The 16,023-nt window shown below is 64.9% G+C and carries 12 protein-coding genes; 4 read left to right on the top strand and 8 right to left on the bottom strand.

Annotated features, from left to right (window positions below; all coding sequences use genetic code 11):
- Nucleotides 1–83: 83 nt before the first annotated feature.
- Nucleotides 84–1,373 (bottom strand): prephenate dehydratase, encoded by a 1,290-nt coding sequence (pheA, locus tag KF838_15805; protein QYK48241.1) that lies wholly within the window; start codon nucleotides 1,371–1,373, stop codon nucleotides 84–86.
- Nucleotides 1,374–1,543: 170 nt separating this feature from the next.
- Between pheA and KF838_15800 the strand changes: the two genes are divergently transcribed.
- A complete protein-coding gene (locus KF838_15800; protein QYK48240.1) occupies nucleotides 1,544–2,500 on the top strand; it encodes a hypothetical protein in 957 nt (318 codons plus the stop codon).
- A gap of 54 nt (nucleotides 2,501–2,554) precedes the next feature.
- Here KF838_15800 and KF838_15795 read toward each other — a convergent pair whose 3' ends face one another.
- Genes KF838_15795 through KF838_15775 form a run of 5 tightly spaced genes read right to left on the bottom strand, consistent with a single transcriptional unit; the run spans nucleotide 2,555 to nucleotide 9,603 of the window.
- The gene (locus KF838_15795) at nucleotides 2,555–4,189 is read right to left on the bottom strand and encodes an NADH-quinone oxidoreductase subunit N (protein QYK48239.1); all 1,635 of its coding nucleotides are present in this window, start codon (nucleotides 4,187–4,189) and stop codon (nucleotides 2,555–2,557) included.
- Nucleotides 4,186–5,928 carry an NADH-quinone oxidoreductase subunit M gene (locus tag KF838_15790; GenBank protein QYK48238.1) on the bottom strand — a complete coding sequence of 581 codons (1,743 nt, stop codon included), beginning with the start codon at nucleotides 5,926–5,928 and terminating at the stop codon, nucleotides 4,186–4,188. The genes KF838_15795 and KF838_15790 overlap by 4 nt, the downstream gene beginning before the upstream one ends.
- 43 nt (nucleotides 5,929–5,971) lie before the next feature.
- Nucleotides 5,972–8,248, bottom strand: a complete 2,277-nt coding sequence (gene nuoL / locus KF838_15785; GenBank protein ID QYK48237.1) for an NADH-quinone oxidoreductase subunit L — start codon at nucleotides 8,246–8,248, stop codon at nucleotides 5,972–5,974.
- Between the two features lie 51 nt (nucleotides 8,249–8,299).
- Nucleotides 8,300–8,608 (bottom strand): NADH-quinone oxidoreductase subunit NuoK, encoded by a 309-nt coding sequence (nuoK, locus tag KF838_15780; GenBank protein ID QYK49847.1) that lies wholly within the window; start codon nucleotides 8,606–8,608, stop codon nucleotides 8,300–8,302.
- A gap of 47 nt (nucleotides 8,609–8,655) precedes the next feature.
- Nucleotides 8,656–9,603 carry an NADH-quinone oxidoreductase subunit J gene (locus tag KF838_15775; GenBank protein ID QYK48236.1) on the bottom strand — a complete coding sequence of 316 codons (948 nt, stop codon included), beginning with the start codon at nucleotides 9,601–9,603 and terminating at the stop codon, nucleotides 8,656–8,658.
- A 180-nt stretch (nucleotides 9,604–9,783) separates the two neighbouring features.
- Here KF838_15775 and pgsA point away from each other — a divergent pair, with 180 nt between their 5' ends.
- On the top strand, nucleotides 9,784–10,476 hold the full coding sequence (gene pgsA / locus KF838_15770; protein QYK48235.1) for a CDP-diacylglycerol--glycerol-3-phosphate 3-phosphatidyltransferase: 693 nt from the start codon (nucleotides 9,784–9,786) through the stop codon (nucleotides 10,474–10,476).
- Nucleotides 10,473–10,982, top strand: a complete 510-nt coding sequence (locus tag KF838_15765) for a phosphatidylglycerophosphatase A (protein QYK48234.1) — start codon at nucleotides 10,473–10,475, stop codon at nucleotides 10,980–10,982. The genes pgsA and KF838_15765 overlap by 4 nt, the downstream gene beginning before the upstream one ends.
- Before the next feature lie 62 nt (nucleotides 10,983–11,044).
- Here KF838_15765 and KF838_15760 read toward each other — a convergent pair whose 3' ends face one another.
- Complete coding sequence (locus KF838_15760; GenBank protein ID QYK48233.1) at nucleotides 11,045–13,090, bottom strand: M1 family metallopeptidase; 2,046 nt, start codon at nucleotides 13,088–13,090, stop codon at nucleotides 11,045–11,047.
- 128 nt (nucleotides 13,091–13,218) lie between these two features.
- The gene (locus KF838_15755) at nucleotides 13,219–14,034 is read right to left on the bottom strand and encodes a lamin tail domain-containing protein (GenBank protein QYK48232.1); all 816 of its coding nucleotides are present in this window, start codon (nucleotides 14,032–14,034) and stop codon (nucleotides 13,219–13,221) included.
- 167 nt (nucleotides 14,035–14,201) lie between these two features.
- Here KF838_15755 and KF838_15750 point away from each other — a divergent pair, with 167 nt between their 5' ends.
- Nucleotides 14,202–15,692: a leucyl aminopeptidase family protein gene (locus tag KF838_15750; GenBank protein QYK48231.1), complete on the top strand. Its 1,491-nt coding sequence runs from the start codon at nucleotides 14,202–14,204 to the stop codon at nucleotides 15,690–15,692.
- Nucleotides 15,693–16,023: the final 331 nt, after the last annotated feature.

Here is a 16,023-nt window from a genome sequence, read left to right as displayed (position 1 = left end):
TTGTCCCGGAGCAGGGTCAGGAGCCGCCACTACCCATTCACATACCGAATCGTTGATTCGATCGGCTTGGACCTACGCATGCATCAGAGGATTCGTGCGGCCCGCGGGTAGCTCCCGAGCACGACCAGTTCCTTGCAGTGCTTCTCCGCTTCGGCAATCGCCTGGGTCATCGTCTTGTCGTCGCGATGCCCCTGAGCGTCGATAAAGAACGCGTAGGTCCAGTTGCTGCGTCCCGCGGGTCGCTTGTCGATGTGCGTTAGGTTGATCCCCGCGTCGCGGAGGACGGCCAGCACGTCCACCAGCGCGCCCGGCTTATTGAGCGTGGTGAACATCATCGACGTCTTGTCGTCCCCGGAGCGCTGCGTCTTCTGGCGCGAGATCACGAAGAAGCGCGTGATGTTGTTGGGGTTGTCCTCGATCTTCTCAAAGAGCGTCCGCAGCCCGTAGATCTGCCCGGCGAGAACGCTGCCGATCGCGGCGGTTCTCCCCTCGGCCCCGATCGCCTCGGCCTGCTTGTACTCTTCCGCCGCGATCTGGGCGGCGCGGCTGCTGCTCGGCGCGGGCACAAGCTCCGCCTGCGGGTACTGCGTCGCGAGCCACGTGCGGCACTGCGTGAACACTTCGGGCTTGGAGTGGATCCGCCTCACGTTGCTCGGCTTGCAGTTGGCCAGGAGCGCGTGGTGGATCTCGATCTGCACCTCGGCGTAGATGTTGATCTGCCCCTTGTTCTCGATGAAAGCGTCGAGCGTCTCGACGATGCCGCCTCCGGTCGAGTTCTCGATCGGGACCAGCCCGTAATCGACATGCCCGCGGATCACCTCGGTGAAGACGCCGCGGATCTCGTGCAGGTTCTCGTAGTCCACCGACGAGCCGAACTGTCGCACCGCCGCGAGGTGGGAGTACGAGCCGGCGGGCCCGAGGTACCCGATCCGCAGAGGCCTTTCGAGAGCGAATGAGCCGGACATGATCTCTTTGTAGACACCCTCGATCGTCCGGTCCGGGAGCGGCCCGGCGTTCTGCTTGAGCACACGCGAGAGCACCTCCTGCTCTCGGTGGGGCGTGTAGATCGGCACGTTGTGCTTCCGCTTGACCTTGCCGACCTGCACCGCCAGCTTCGCCCGCTTGTTCAGGAGCTCGACGATCTGCTCGTCGAGCTCGCTGATCCCGATGCGCAGATCCTCAAGCGCGGGAGGCGTGCCGGTGCTCGCGCGTTCGCCGGGTCTCGCGCTCTTCTTGCTTCGCTTGGTCTTGGATTGCTTCGCGCTTCCGCCCTTGCGTGAAACGTGGGGGCTTGCGGGGGGCGTTGCGCTCGTGCGTCGGGAGGGTCCCTTCCCCTTTTTGGAGACGCCGCGTGATTTTCCTGAAAGAGACATGCATTCTCCCGGCCGTAAGGCACAATAACCTGAGCCGGACGGTAGATCCGGACCCGCGCACGTGTCGCGCTCGGAGTATCGGTCAGGACCGACGTCGCGGCCAGCCCTTGCCCCTTGCATGGGCTCGAAACCAGGGTCGGAGAGACCCGAAGCAAAGGAGCGTGGAGGACTTGCGCTCAACCCTTCCAACCTTCGGCCTGGAGACGCTCGAGCGTCTCCTCGCGACATTGAGCAATCTCCCGATCGGCGTCCACGGGGGCGCATTTCTTGCGCTGTTGGCGGGCATATCTGTGTGGCTCTTCGGCGTGAAGGCGCTCAAGCCGGTCTTTGCGCTGGTGGGCATTGCTCTGGGCTCGATTCTGGGCGCGATCGCCTTGCCGCTGCTTGGCGTGATGCAGGTCGGCTCGTTCCCCTCTGTGTATGTAGGACTCGCGGCCGGAGCCATAGCTGGACTTATCGGGGCTTGCCTGCTCTTTCGGTTCGCCTTGATTGTTGCCTCGGGCATCGTGTTCGCCGCTGTGGGCGTGCTGGTTGCCGCGGCCTATGTCGATCATCGCACACCGGGCTCGATCCAGCCGCCGTCACGATTGCTCTTGGGCGCGCCGGCCGAACGCCCGGAGACCAATCAATCGAAGGACTCGGAAGCGAAGTCGTATCTCGTGACGAGGGACGGCCAGGGGGTCGAGTCGGCCATGATGGCACAACGGTCGGAAGCGGCCGCGGCGCTCGTTGAGAACGCGCTGCCGGCTGTTCAGAAGCATGCCGAAGCGGCCCGGGCCTTCGCGAACGAGTTCGGAGGGCGCGTCTCTTCGGGGTGGAACGCGATCGGGACGAATGAGCGTCTTGCGTTGTGCGGCGGCGGCATCGCGGGCGCGGTGCTCGGCGTCTTGTTCGGGATTGCGATGCCCAAGCGATCGGGCGCACTGGTGACCGCGCTCTTCGGGGCATCGATCGTGGCCGTTTCAACGGTCTGGCTCGCCGGCGCGATGGAGATCTCGGGTGCCGCGCTGATGGACCAGCCGCCCAAGGCGATCGCGCTCGTTCTCGGCGTCGCGACGCTTGTAGGGATGGCGATTCAGCTCACGCTAACCAACAAGCGAGCGGGCGGCGCGAAAGCAACAACCTGAACGGCGCGTGCCGATCGTGATGAAGGCGCTCAACATGCTTGCATGCGAGTGGGCTTACGCGCCGACGCGCCGGGCGGGGGCTGGAGGGTGCGTCGCGGCATCGTGACGCCCGCCGGCCTTGTGTCCGGGCGCCGGGCTGGCGGGAACCGCGCGGACACCGCTCCCCTCGACGACGGCCGCGTTCCGGCTCGCCTTCATCAGCGCATCGCCGAAGAACGAGAGCGAGATCACGAGGACGAGAGCAACGAGGCCGGACATCGCACGTGCGGGGAAGGGCGCCGCCAGCGGCTTGGGACCATCGCTGGGATCTTCGAGCATGGCGACGGCAGCGAAGCGGAGGTAGTAGAACGCCGCGATCGCCGAGTTGATGCCCATGACGATGACAAGGACGATCTCACCGGACGCGATGCCCGAAGTGAACAAGGGAAGCTTGCTGAAGAACCCGAGGAGCGGCGGGAGTCCGAGCAGCGAGAGCGAGCAGACGACGAGCGTCCAGCCGAGCAGGGGGCGACCGGCGCAAAGGCCACGAAGATCATCGAACGAGTCGATCTCGACCGGCCTGCCGTCGCGCCCGCGGCGTTCGAGCCCTGCGAGCGCGGCGAACGCGCCGACATTCATCAGCCCGTATGCCGCGAGGTAGAAGAGCACCGCCGCGATGCCGTTGTGAGCGAAGCCCGCGCCATAATCGCCCGGGCCCGCGATGAGGCCGACGAGCATGTAGCCGGAGTGGGCGATCGATGAGTACGCGAGCACTCGCTTGGGACTGGTCTGCACGACGGCCAGCACGTTGCCGATCGTCATGGTCAGCGCGGCCATGACCCACAGCAGGAGTCGGAGTTGCGAGGGGAGAGTGTGACCGACGGAGACCTTGTCGGCCCCGTGGTCCCAGCCGACGAGCGCGAGCAGGAGGATGAGACTGACGAAACCGGCGGTCTTGGGGACAAACGCCAGGAAGGCCGTCACGGGGGAGGCGGCGCCCTGGTAGACGTCGGCGGTGTAGAAGTGCATGGGCACCGCGGCGATCTTGAATGAGACGCCGATGATCGCAAGGATCATGCCCGCGAGCGTGATCTGGTTGATCCCCTGCTGGGAGATGATGGAGGCGATATCAACGAACTTGGTGGAGCCGGTGCCGCCGTAGATCAGCGCGAAACCGTAGAGGAAGACGGCAGCGCCGAGCGCACCGAGGAAGAAGTACTTGACGCCGGCCTCTTGCGAGCGAGTGCCGCGTGTTGACATCGTGACGAGCACGTATGTCGGCAGCGACGTGAGCTCGAGGGCGAGGAAGAGCCAGATGAGATCCGACGCCGATGCGCAGAGCATCGCGCCTGTGAGCGAGAAGAGGATAAAGGAATAGAACTCCGCCCGGTTTGTGCGAAGCGCGTTGAACGCCCCGCCCCGAGAGACGCGGGCGTCCTCCTCGCGATCGACGGTGCCCGCGACGAGCATCACAAGCAGGACGCCGATCAGCGCGATGACCGCCTTGATGTAGGGCGTGAGGCCCGGAAGCAGCCCGTCGCCCGCGGGGCCGTTGATGGCGAGGATCGCCGCGATGAACAAGCCGCTCGCGCTGAGTAGCCCGCACGAGCGCCGCACCGCGAGGTTGGGCGAGAGACCGACGACCATGACGATGCATGTCGTCAGGAAGACGATGATCTCGGGCACCAGGAGGGCCAGTTTCTCGCTCACTTGTCACCCCCCGACAGAGCACCATTCCACTGGACGGACGGTGAGCTCGATGCGACGGAGACGCCGGCATCGGTGACGGGCGGCTCGTCAGCCGAGGCGGGCAAGCCCGGCAGGTCGTTCATGGCCTTCACGCCGGATTCAGCGACAGGACGCTTGCCGGTTGCGTTGATCGTCTCAACGACGTTGTTCACCGCCGGCTCCAGCGCCTTGATCACGGGCTTGGGGAACAGTCCCAGCGCGATGCAAAGGAACGCGAGCGGCAGAAGCACGAAAATCTCACGCTGGCAGAGATCGGTCGGGAGCGGGCCGTGCGATCCCCCACCATCGTGGCCGTGATCATCATGCCCCGCGGGTAGCACCAGCGGCCCCCACACGACGCGGCCGACCATATAAAGCAGGTACATCGCGGCGATGATCATGCCGAGTCCCGCGATCAATGCGTACCAGAAGCCGAGATCGCCGCCCGTGCCGCCCGGGAGCGAACCCCACTTGTCCCCTGCCTGGAACGCGCCCATGAGGCACATGAACTCGCTGATGAAGCCGTTGAGGCCGGGCAATCCCACAGATGCCATGGTGAAGAAGACCATGAATGTGGCCCACACGGGCATCTTGGCCGCGAGACCACCGAGTTCCTTCATGGAGCGCGTGTGGTATCGCTCGTAGACCATGCCGATGAGGAGGAAGAGGGCGCCGGTCGAGAGTCCGTGGTTGATCATGTAGAGGATCGAGCCGGTGATCCCCACGGTGTTGAGAGCCGCGAGCCCGAGGATGCAGAATCCGAGGTGCGCGACGGAGGAGTAGGCGACGAGCTTCTTGACGTCGGTCTGCACCCAGCAGATGAGCCCGCCGTACAGGATGCCGATGATGGAGAGCGTGGCGATGATCGGCGCGTACTCAAGGACCGCCGCGGGCAGGAACGGAAGCACAAACCTGAACATCCCGTACGTGCCGAGCTTGAGCAGCACGCCGGCCAGCACGACCGAGCCGGCCGTGGGTGCTTCGGTGTGCGCCAGTGGGAGCCACGTGTGCACCGGGAAGAGCGGGATCTTGATCGCGAACCCGCACATCATCGCGAGCAGCAGCCACCCCTGCACATTGGCGGGCATCGCCTGAGCCGCGGCCTCGAGCGCGGCGATGTCGAATGTCCAGCGGCCGGCGGTCTGGATCCCGATCGAATCGAGTTGTGTCGCGTTGAACCAGGCGATGTAGACCAGGCCCGCGAGCGTGATCACCGAGCCGGTGAAGGTGTATAGAAAGAACTTGGTCGCCGCGGCCTTGCGGTTGGAGGAGCCGAAGAGCGAGATCAGCACGTACATCGGCACGAGCGTGAACTCGAAGCATGTGTAGAACAGGACGATGTCACGCGACGCGAAGACGCCCGTCATCGCGGCTTGCAGCACCAGCAACCAGCCGTAGTAGGTACGCTCTTTCTGCTGGATCGCGGTGAACGAGCAGAAGACGCAGATCGGCCCGAGCAGGAGCGTGAGCGCGATCAGCATGAGCGAGACAGAATCAACGCCGACCGAGAGACGCAGCCCGAGCGTCGGCAGCCAGTCCCACGCACCGGAGAGCTGCATCGTCGCCGGTGTTCCCCAGTCGAAGCGTCCGAGCGCGTTCACGCCGATGCCCGCGGCCAGGAGGGTGCCGATGACGGCGTGGAACTTCGCCTCCTGCGCGGGGCGCAGCGCGATCAGAATCGCGAAGGCCAGGGGCACGAGAATCAGAAGGACCAACTCCACTCAACACTCCTTCACGCGTCGGGTCGCCCGACGCGAAGAACGACTACAGACCCGCGATCGACGCCAGGAACACAATGAGCAAGAGCACCGCCACGCCCCCGGCCATCTGCACGGCGTAGCCGTGGAGGTTGCCGGACTGCAGCGGACGCAGGCCGGAGCCCATGCCGCGCGGCACCCACCCGAACGCGTTGACGAGCCCATCGACAAGCAGCTTGTCGATGTAGGCAAACACAATCGAGATCAGGTGCAGCGGCTTGACGATCAGCAGGTCGTACACCTCGTCCACGAACCACTTGCCCTGCGCCAGCTTCGGGATCGGGCCGAGCGCGGGGAGCAGCTTGTCGGCGTTGGCGGTCGCGGCGGTCTTCCGACCCACATAGTGCAGGCCGAATGCGATCGCGATGCCGATCGCCCCCACGATCCCCGAGACGTAGTACATGACCTTGTGCGGGTCCATGCCGAGGAATATGCCGTGGGCGGCGTGCCCGTCGTGAGCGTGTCCGTGTGCTTCGCCGGCGTGAGCCGCCAGATCGACCACGGGCGGATAGTTCGCGCTCGACGCGTGGACCATCTTCGCGACCCAGCCGCCGTGGTCGCCCATGAAATAGAGGCCCGCGGCAGCGATGGACAGGATCGTCAGCGCAGCAAGGACAAAGTTGATCGCCCAGCCCGGCGCGTGCGGATGGAACTCGCCGGGAGCATGGCCGTGGGCGTGCCCATGATCTCCAGCGTGGTCGTGACCATGCGCATCATGCCCATGGCCGCTGTGGCCGTGTTCGCCGTGATCGTGATCACCATTGCCATGATCCGAGTGGGCGTGCACCTCATCGCCCGGCTCGTAATACTTCGGCCCGACAAAGACGCGGAAGAAGACGCGGAAGGTGTAGTACGCGGTCAGACCCGCCGTGAGCAGCAGGATCCAGCCGATCGGTGCCATGTGGGGCGTCACGAAGGCCTCGGCGAGGATCATGTCCTTCGAGAAGAAGCCCGCCGTGAATGGGAAGCCCGCAAGGTTCAGACACCCGACAAACATCGCGACCGTGACAACCAGCCACCCCTTCATCTTGCCGACACCCGAGAGCTTCCGCAGATCCAACTGGCCCGCGAAACCGTGCATCACCGCGCCGCATGAGAGGAAGAGCGATGCCTTGAAGAATGCGTGGGTGAAGACGTGGAACGCCGCACCCGTGCTCGTCAGAACACCCAAGCCCGCGAACATGTACCCGAGCTGCGACACCGTCGAGTACGCCATGATCCGCTTGATGTCGAACTGGGCCATGCCGATCGTCGCGGCGACCAGTGCTGTCAGGGCCCCCACCCATGCCACGATCGGCAGGGCGTACTCCGACACGAGGAACAACGGGTACGTCCTGGCGATCAGGTAGACGCCCGCCGTCACCATCGTCGCCGCGTGGATCAGGGCCGACACCGGCGTCGGGCCTTCCATCGCATCCGGCAACCACACGTACAGGGGCAGCTGCGCCGACTTGCCGAAAGCACCGATCATGAGCAGGATCGGGATGAGCTGCACCGTCGCGGGGATCTCTTCGAAGTGACCGGCCTGGGCCGCGGCGAGCCACGGCTGCGCCGCCTCAAGGATCACCTTGTACTCGACCGACCCGAACTGCACGAACGCAAGGAAGATGCCGAGCGCCAGCCCGAGGTCGCCGATGCGGTTCATGATGAACGCCTTCTTCGCGGCGGCGACCGCGGAGGGCTTCTTGTAGAAGTATCCGATCAGAAGGTACGAACAGAGGCCCACACCCTCCCAACCCAGATAAAGCAGAATCAGGTTGTCGCCCATCACGAGGCAGGCCATCGAGAAGACGAACAGGCCGAACGCCGCGAAGAAGCGGCAATACCCCGCTCCCACGTCGTGGCTCATGTACTCGCTGGCGTAGAGGGCGATCAGCGTCGCGAGCCCCGTGACGAAGAGCATCCAGAGGCACGTCAGCGAATCGACATAGAACCCGAAGTTGGCGATGAGCGAGCGTTCGTGCCCGCTCGAATCGGTCCAGGCGACATTGATCCACTCCCACGCGATCGTCACCGAACGGCCGCCCGCGAGTTGCTGGAACATCGCTGCGGTCAACGCGAAGGAAACACCGAGACACCCGACCGTGATCCACGCCGGGAGCTTGCTCTTGATGCGCATCGCGGCGGAGACGCCGCACAGGATGCAGGCAAGCAGCGGGAGCGCGGGAATGAGCGAGACCCACCACGGACCGGTCTCGATCGCGGGAAGGGCGGCTCCGGAGGCGCCGGGCGCACCGACAGCCGCGTGCAGGATCGAACCCATGATGTCCGAGGCGATCGTCACGTTCCGAACCTCTCACCCCCACTGCCGGAGCAGGGCGGGGGCACTGCGGGATCAACCCTTCATTTCCGTCCACTCATCCGCATCGAGCGACTCACGCTTGCGGAAGAGGAGCACAACCAGAGCGAGCGCCATCGCCGCCTCCGCGGCGGCGACCGTCAGCACAAAGATCACGAACGTCTGACCGCTGTGCTCGAGGTGGAACCGGCTGAACGCGATGAGCGCGATACCGGCGGCCTGGAACATCAGCTCGGTGCAGAGGAACATCACGATCAGGTTCCGCCGGGTGAGAAACCCGATGAGCCCGATGGCAAACATCAGCACGGAGATCAGGAGATAGTGCGCGAGCGTGGCCCCGCCCATCGGCTCGGGAAAGCCCGCCTGCGCCAGCATGAAGAGGTCGGTGCCCATCACGCCTGTCCCTCCGCGCCGCGTCCTTCCATGAGGTTGCGGGCCTGACGGACCTTCGCCTCCTCGTCGATCTCGACCTGCCGGCGAGAGAGAACGACCGCGCCCAGCATCGCCATCAGCAGGATCACGCCCGCGATCTCGATCGAGCCGGGATGGGTGTTCAGAAGATTGAAACCGAGGGCCTCCACGTTCCGGGGGGCGAGTTTGGCAGGGAAATCAACCCAGCGCTCACCACCCGGGCCGGTGACCAGCGCCCGCCGATTCTCGATGTCGATCTGGAACGCCCCGTCCCGCTCAACAATGCGATCCTTGAACGAGATCACGCTCGCGTCCTTCATCGCATCTTCAACGCGGCGAGGGAGTTGCGCAAGCAGCGCGTCGTGGGATGCCCCCGCGCGCCGGGGCTCTAGCCCGGAGACGCCAGCAAAGAGCATCCCGGTCAGCACCGCAACCAGCGCCATACTGGCGACTGTTGCCAACATGGGCTCCCGGGCTGCAATGTCGTACGACTTCAGCCCTTCCGTCCGATCCTCGGTCGGCGCCTGCGTCGCGAGCATGATGACGAAGAGATAGGTAATCAGGATCGCACCGGCATAGACGATCACCAGTGCGAACGCCATAAACTCTGCCGAGAGAAGCAGATACAAACCACAAGAGGCCAGAATCGTCAGGATGAAGTAGATCGCCGAGTACACCGGCCTCGGGTGTGTGACCACCCGGAGAGAACCGCCGAGGGCGACCAGCGAGAACACATAAAAGTAGAGATTCGGCAGCTCGCCCTTGGCCTTGAGGCCCATGAGCACCAGGATCACGCCGAGGCCGCCCGCAGCGAGCAACGCCCCGATGACCTGAGGGCTGACCCGCGCGCGCGGCAGCGCGACACATAGCCCGAGCCCCACGAGCGCCAAACCGAGATACAGCGCGATCGGATGTATGAGATGGTCCAACGGCGGCCCTTCTCGAGGTCGAATACCGGCGAACAACCCGCGCGCAGCGAAGCGGACAGTCCGCCGCCTTGAACGGGTCCAGAGGATAGATGGGACTCACCCATCCTTCAACCAACCCTTGCAACCGGTCGTGACCCGGAGTTCCGGACGACACCACCCCTCACGCTACCATCGGCTGCCATGCCCGAGCCGGCCCCCAATGCGGCACATCCAGCCACCCGACCCGCGCCCGCCCCCTGGCAGGTCCACCTACCGAACGCCCTGACACTGCTGCGGGTGGCGATGACCGCCCTCTTCGTCGGGCTGATCGCGTTCCGATCGCGCCCCTTCCCCACTGGCGCCTCGATCGCTGGCGATACCCCGGACATCGGGCTCTTGCTTGCCGCTGCGCTCTTTGTGCTCGCCGCGTTGACCGATGCCCTCGACGGATACCTCGCCCGGAAGTGGCGCGTCGTCTCGAAGTTCGGTCGCGTGATGGACCCGTTCGCCGACAAGGTTCTGGTGCTGGGCGCTTTCATCATGCTCGCAGGACCGGCCTTCACCAGCGCGTCGGGCGATCTGGTCTCGGGCGTCGCACCCTGGATGGTTGTGGTGATCCTCGCACGTGAGCTGCTCGTCACCTCCATCCGGGCCGCACTCGAAGGAGATGGGATCGACTTCTCCGCCGGATGGGCCGGCAAGGCAAAGATGGTCCTGCAGTCGGTCGTTGTGCCGCTGATCCTCATGCTACTCGCATGGGGCGCGCCCGCACGCGGCTCAGCCGGCGCGTGGACCATCGACATCGCTGTCTGGGCAACCGTGGTCGCCACAATTCTCAGCGGCATCCCCTACATCACGCGCGCGATCTCCGCCACTCGAAAGCCAGCCACATGACGCGAACACCGCCCACCTTCCACCTCATCACTACGTTCGGCCTCGGCTTCCGACGCCCTGCCTCCGGCACGTGGGGCTCGGTTCCTCCTGTCGCGCTCGCGCTCCTTCTGATGCTGACGGGCTTCGGCCCGCGCGAGAATCCTCTGGTCTACTTCGGCGTGCTTGCATTCGTGCTTGTCCTCTTCTGCTGGGCGTGTATCGCGCACGGCGACCTCGCCGAGGTCCGCTTCGGCGAGAAGGACCCATCCGAGGTCGTCGCCGACGAGACCGCTGGCCAGTGCATCCCGCTGCTTGCGATCCCGTGGGCCGGGCTCGTCGATTGGCCCCGCACGCTCGCGACGCTCGCTTTCTGCTTCGTCGCGTTCCGCATCATGGACATCATGAAGCCCCCGCCGGCGCGCGGGCTTCAGCGAATCCCCGGCGGCTGGGGGATCCTGATCGACGATCTCGTCGCGGGCGTGTACGCCGCGATCGCCGTCAACGTCTTCATCTGGCTCCTGCCGTAACCCGCGCCAAGCGGTGCCGACATGCCCACCTCTTGACTTCGCCCTCGGGCGAGGACGAATCTCTATCTCGGCCACGAGTTGTTCGACGGCTCCTGATCGGGCAGGCGGCTCTCCGGATCGATCGTGACCCGCTTGACGCGTCGTCCCTGCGTGTTCCAGGCCGCGGTGTGCGCATCGCTCGTGTACCACGCCTCGACAGGCAGCCGCCTGACTTCAGACGAGCCGTCCGTGTAGTCCACGCGATACTCCGCAGGCATGACCATGCGACGGAGTGACCGGAACTTCGCGGTCGCGTTGGACGCACCCTCCTGATCGAAGCCCATTACGGCGAGATCGAGGGTGCCGTTCTCATAGAACCACCCGCGCCAGAACCATGCGAGATCCATCCCCGCCTCGTTCTCCATGATGCGGAAGAAGTCGGCCGGTTGCGGATGCTTGAACGCCCACTGATCGATGTACGCCCTGAACGCGCGATCGAAACGCTCCGGGCCGAGCACACGCTCACGCAGCAGCACAAGAGCCGCGGCGGGCTTGGCGTACATCATCCGCCCCAGCCGACCGCCCGCGAGCCGGTCGGGGAACGTCATCATCGGCTGGTCGTCGCCCCGGCGCATCTCGGCCGCGAACGTCCTCGGGTCTCCACGCCTCGGCGCATCCCCTGGATACCGCTCCAGATTGCAGTAGTAGTTGATGAACGTGTTGAACCCCTCGTCCATCCAGGCGTGCCGGCGCTCATCGTTGGAGACGATCATGGGGAACCAGTTGTGGCCGATCTCGTGCGTGGTCACGCCGAAGAGGCCGCGCTCGTTGTTCCGCTCGCGGCAGAAGATGATCATGGGATACTCCATCCCGCCGACGATTCCGTTCACGTTGATCGCCGTCGGGTACGGATACCTGAACCACATCCTGTTGTAATGCTCGATCGAGAAGCGCAGCATGTCCGTGCTCTTCGACCACTGGCCGATCCCCTCCTTCGGATACAACGACATGCAGAGGGTGCCCGCGCCGTTGCCCGCGCCGCTTCCCACCCAGACGCGCGACGCATCGCCATCGACCGCCGACGCATCCCAGATAAACGCCTCCGAACTCGTCCACGCCACCGTGCGCACGTTCTTGGCGGCGAACTTCCAGGTCAGTGGTCCATCCCCCGCAGGACGGCTCGCGGGATCCCCCACTTCTTCCGGCGTGCGGATCATCACCGTCTCACGTGTCCGACGCGCCCTCTCCAGTCGCTCCATCTGCGTCGCCGTCAGCACCTCCGGCGCGTTCACAAGCTCGCCCGTTGCCCCCACGATGTGACCCCGAGGCAGCGTGAGCGCGAGCTCATAGTCCCCGAAGTTCGTGTGGAACTCACCCGCGCCGAGATACGGCAGCGTGTTCCACCCGTGGACATCGTCGAACGCGCACACCGCGGGGAACCACTGCGCAAACTGGAAGATCGTCCCCTGAGAGACCTTCTCGACGCCCATGCGATCCGATCCATACGGGGGCACGTCGAACGCGTACTCCACCTCGAATCGCACCTCGCCCCCGCGCGGACCGACCGGCGTGGGAAGATCGATCCTCCCGACCGTGTCGTAGACGTCGAGATTCAGGGCTCGCTGCGCATCCCCTTGCGGACCGAGCAGCGTCACGCGCGAGATCTGGTACCCGCCCTCGAAACCGTCGCGGTTACCGAATCGCCCTCCCTTGCCCAGCATCAGCGCGCCGGTGCTCTCCTTGTCGAAGAGATTCTGTTCGAGCGTCATCCAGAGAAAAGGCAAGGGCTCCGGCGAGTTGTTCACATATCGCACGCGCACAACGCCCGTGAGCCGCCGCTTCTCGGCATCCAGTGTCGCGTTGATCGTGTAATCGACCCGCTGTTGCCAATAGGCGTGCCCCGGCCTGCCGCTCGCACTCCGCACCTCATTGCCCGGAGGAAGATCGAGCGGAGCGAAGATATCCCGTCCGTAACGATCCGCAACGGTGCTCGTGCCGGCCTCAGAGACCACCGGCCCCGTCTCGCGGGCCCCGCCGCCCGACTGGCAGCCGAGCGCAAAGACGCATGAGAGAGAGACCACACCACACACCCAACGCGTGAGCCAGATCGACTTAGCCAGGTACATCATCGACTCCTGAACCCGACGCCGCGGCACGCTCGCGCCCGCACGCTCTCGGGGTCAAGAGCATACAGCCCGTCACCCGGGGCGTGGCACGCCGAAAGACCGCCTGTTGCTCGCAGAGACGAAAGCGGCGTTTATCGCTCGCCCTTGTAGGGGGGCATGTCCTCAAGCCGCGTCAGGCCCGGCACCACAAAGACGCCCGGGCTGAACGGCATCAGAGGCGCGTCGGCTCCCAGCCCGCTCGCCCTGTACGGCGGATGGGGCTCGAAGGGACCATCGAGCCCGCGCCGCTGCGCGCTGACACCGTTCGAATCGGTCACCAACTCCACTACGCACACGCTTCCATCCGGAAGCACCGGCTTCTCCGCATCGCCCCAGATCGCGCACTGCACGGGCTCGCCGCGCGGATCGAGCAGCATCACCCAGTCACCCCCGTTCGCAAAGCCCGCGCGTGTCGAGGGCGCGCGGGCCGTGAAGACCCACGCGTTTCCGAAATCCGGATGCTGCTTCTTCGGGGGTGTCGCGCCATCGCCGACCGTGCCGTCGGACTCGCCGCTCAATTTCGAGTCATGGCCGTTGAAAACGACCACCACCTGCCCCGGCTGGAGCGTGAGCTGCGGAAACGTGAAGCGGAACTGCGTCCGCCCCGGCTTCGCCGAGTCGTGCAGCGTGTAGCCGCTGATCCGGATCGCTCGATCATGGGGATTGATCAACTCGACGAACTCGTCTCCCGTTGTCTGGCGCTCCCCGTCGCGGTTCGCGTCCCCGTTCTTCGTCGGCACGGCGTACAGAATCTCCGTGATCAACGGGTGCGGATACGCCACGGGCGACTTGGGCACTGGCACAGGAGGCGGTTCATCTCCGAGAGCCGGTACTGGTTGCGCCGTCGCGCCGCCCGCGCAGCAGATAACCAGGAACCAGATTGCAGCAACGACGGGTGTCCTTCCCATGCACCCAGCGTACACGCGAAGGGCGTCCGGCAAAAGGGGTGTGACGAGAGACTGACGATCGCCCCCGAGTCGATTACGATTGCGCCCTCTTCCTCGTGCAACGATCCAAACGCCGCACGACCCATGAGAAAAACCCATCGCCATACCTTGGCGCAAGGAGTCCACCAGTGTTCAACAGCGTGACCGTGTCAGAAAAAGGCAAGGGCGTCGTCGTCGTCGGTCACTTCAAGGGCCAGGGTCTCGACCGGCTCTCGAAGCGTGCCGCGCCGCAGGCGGGTGTCGCCGGCGCGCTGAAACGAAAGGAAGCAACGGGCGATGTCGGACGGATCGTCGAGGCCTGGATCAACCCCCGCTCACGCGTGATGATCGTCGGTCTTGGTGAGAAATCGGCCTGCACGCCGCAGACGCTCAGGGACGCCGCCGCCGCCGTCGGCAGACGCCTGGCCGCCTCCAAGGACGACGCCGCAACGCTCGCATTCTCCGGGCCCGCTGCCCAGGCGGGCATCGACGCCGCGATCGCAGGCGAGGCGATCGGCGAGGCGATCGGCCTTCTCTCCTGGTCCTGCGATGAGTTCCGGGGATCCGCCACGCCCAAAGCCGAGCGCACCGATCTCGCGATCCGCTCCGACGATCGCGCCATGACCTCGGGAATGAAAACCGGGCTCCAGATCGCACAGGGAGTGAACCTCGCTCGCACGTTGAGCCAGACCCCCCCCAACATCGCGACACCCTCGTGGATGGCGGCCCAGGCGCGAAAGCTCGCACGCGCAACCGGCCTCAAGGCCCGCATCGTCGAAGGAGACGAGCTCGAATCCGAGCGCATGACAGGCCTGATCAACGTCGGCAAGGCGTCAGAGAACAAGCCCTGCCTGATCCGCCTCGAGTACACACCCAAGAGCGCGAAGGCCCGTGCCGCAAAGCCGCTGGTTCTCGTCGGAAAGACCATCACTTACGACACCGGCGGGCTCTCGCTGAAGATCAACAACATGATGGTCGGCATGAAACGCGACAAGGATGGCGGCTGCGCCGTTCTCGGCGCAATGCACGCGATCGCCACCGTCATCAAGCCGGACTTTCCCGTCGTCGCGCTGCTCGCCGCGGCTGAGAACTCCATCAGCGATGAGGCCTATCGCCCCGACGATGTCATCCGCTACCGCAACGGCGTCACGGTCGAAGTCACCAACACCGATGCCGAGGGACGCCTCGTGCTGGCAGATGCCCTGATCTGGGCGTGCGAAGTCGAGAAGCCGAGGGCGATCATCGATCTGGCCACGCTCACGGGCGGCGTCATCACCGCCCTCGGCTCCACATACGCGGGGCTCTTCTGCGACAACGACCAGCTTCGCGGGGCTGTGGAGTGTGCCGCCGCCGGTTCGGGCGAACTGGTCTGGCGTCTCCCGTACGCGCACGCGGACTATCGCGACATGATGAAGTCGCCGGTTGCCGACATCCTGAACAGCAACCCGAATCGCAAGGCCCATGCGACCCAGGGTGCGGCGTTCCTGGCGAACTTCGTGCAAAAGGATGTCCCCTGGTGCCACCTCGACATCGCGGGCGTCCATGTCGCCGAGAAGAACGCCGGGATGTACATCGACGGCCCGACCGGGTGGGGAACCCGGCTCCTCGCACACCTGATCCGCTCGATGAACCGGGACTAGTTCTCCCTCTGGGCGCGTGTGGACGCACCTGCCAAAGACGCCGGCAGCTGGACGCCGCGGAAATACCATGCAAAGACCATACTTGTTGAATCTCTGACATGTTATGGGACCAATTTTGCCCGCAAGGTCCGTATAAACTGCTGTTTTGCAACGATTTCGGACGTATCAACTTGAAAATCCTGAAGATTTGGTTTGGTCAGCATTGATCGTCGTGGGCGTGTCAGGTATAAACACTCTTGGTGGTTCGTACCACTCGCTTTGGTGCAGGTGAGAGAGACAAGTCTGGAGAGAGACAAGTCTGGTGCCGAGTTGGAGAGCTCGGCACACCCTC

The organism is Phycisphaeraceae bacterium (assembly GCA_019454185.1).
Classification (GTDB): Bacteria; Planctomycetota; Phycisphaerae; order Phycisphaerales; family UBA1924; genus JAHBWV01.
Note: the sequence above shows the minus strand (reverse complement) of the source record. Positions and strands in the feature narration are given on the sequence as shown.